A 764-nucleotide genomic window follows, 5' to 3' on the forward strand; every position below is an offset into this window, starting at 1 on the left:
CGCCCTTCTTCACCTGCTGCCCGTCCTTCACTGCCCATTCCTTCACTTCTGCACCGAATGGTGCGTATACGATCGTTTCCTTCTCGTAGGATGACTTTCCCTTTACTTCGATATGGTTCACAAGTGTTTCCTTCGTAACGGGGAAGGTAATTGCACCCGCATTGTCCATCGGAAGCTCTGGCTTTGGTGGGTTAGCAAAACGATACAATCCAAAGCTGATGCCGCCTAAAATAAGTATGATAATTGCCCATTTCAATATCGATTTCATTTTCGATTTCATTTGGTAAATGTCCTCCTCTATGTGGAACAGCTCTACAGACAACGTAAAAATGATGACTGTTAGTCGCGCTTAATGGCGGTAAGAGCATCGGTACGAGAGGCGCTGACGGCTGGATAAATGCCCGACAGAATGCCTGTTACGATTGCAAATGTAATTCCGATCGGAATATTAGAGAAGGAGATGAAGATAATCGCATCCCCCGTACTTTCGGACATTGTACTTGCTGCAACCCCGTTAATGCCCCATACGATCCAGTAGGACAGCATAACGCCAATCAATCCACCAACCAATCCGAGCAGTGCTGCCTCAATGATGAACATGTTGCGAATCTGTCTTAGATTCGCACCGAGCACCTTCATAATTCCGATTTGGCGGCGGCGTTGATACGTGGACATTGTCATTGCCACCACAATCGAGATGGAGGCGATGAACAGAACGAAAAATGCCGATTCCAAGTGCAATCGTCTTGACGATTGCGAAGTTC

At 47.0% G+C, this 764-nt stretch carries 2 pseudogenes; both read right to left on the reverse strand.

Going from position 1 to position 764, the window contains the following annotated elements:
• A pseudogene (locus AZ66_RS29395) lies at positions 1 to 280 on the reverse strand (biotin/lipoyl-binding protein); the annotation flags it as partial.
• 59 nt (positions 281 to 339) lie between these two features.
• Positions 340 to 764: pseudogene (locus tag AZ66_RS29400) on the reverse strand (ABC transporter permease); the annotation flags it as partial.

It is taken from the genome of Paenibacillus sp. E194, from assembly GCF_000935845.1.
Lineage (GTDB): Bacteria > Bacillota > Bacilli > Paenibacillales > Paenibacillaceae > Paenibacillus_B > Paenibacillus_B alvei_B.